This is a genomic window from Bacillus cereus group sp. BfR-BA-01381 (assembly GCF_022663555.1).
Lineage (GTDB): Bacteria > Bacillota > Bacilli > Bacillales > Bacillaceae_G > Bacillus_A > Bacillus_A pacificus.
In genome coordinates, this window is the sequence record NZ_JAKUFR010000231.1 from 1 (window position 1) to 430 (window position 430).

Here is a 430-nt window from a genome sequence, read left to right on the forward strand (position 1 = left end):
AGTGAAGAAAGAAAATGTAGGAAATATAGTATCACCACAAGTAAAGAAAGAAAATGTAGGAAATATAGTATCACCGCAAATAAAGAAAGAAAATATAGGAAACATAGTGTCACCGCAAGTGAAGAAAGAAAATGTAGGAAATATAGTATCGCCGCAAGTGAAGAAAGAAAATGTAGGAAATATAGTGTCACCAAATGTATCGAAAGAAAATATAGTTATTCCGCAAGTAATACCGCCAAATATTCAAGTGCCAAACATAATGCCAATGTTGGATAATAATCAGCCACCAAACATAATGCCAATCATGGATAACAATCAACCACCAAACATAATGCCAATCATGGATAACAATCAACCACCAAATATAATGCCAATCATGGATAATAACCCAATACCAAACATAATGCCGATCATGGATAACAACCAAATG

The 430-nt window shown here is 33.5% G+C and carries 1 pseudogene; it reads left to right on the forward strand.

Annotation, left to right across the window (positions count from 1 at the left end):
- Positions 1–430 (forward strand): annotated as a pseudogene (locus tag MR079_RS28450) (peptigoglycan-binding protein LysM); the annotation flags it as partial.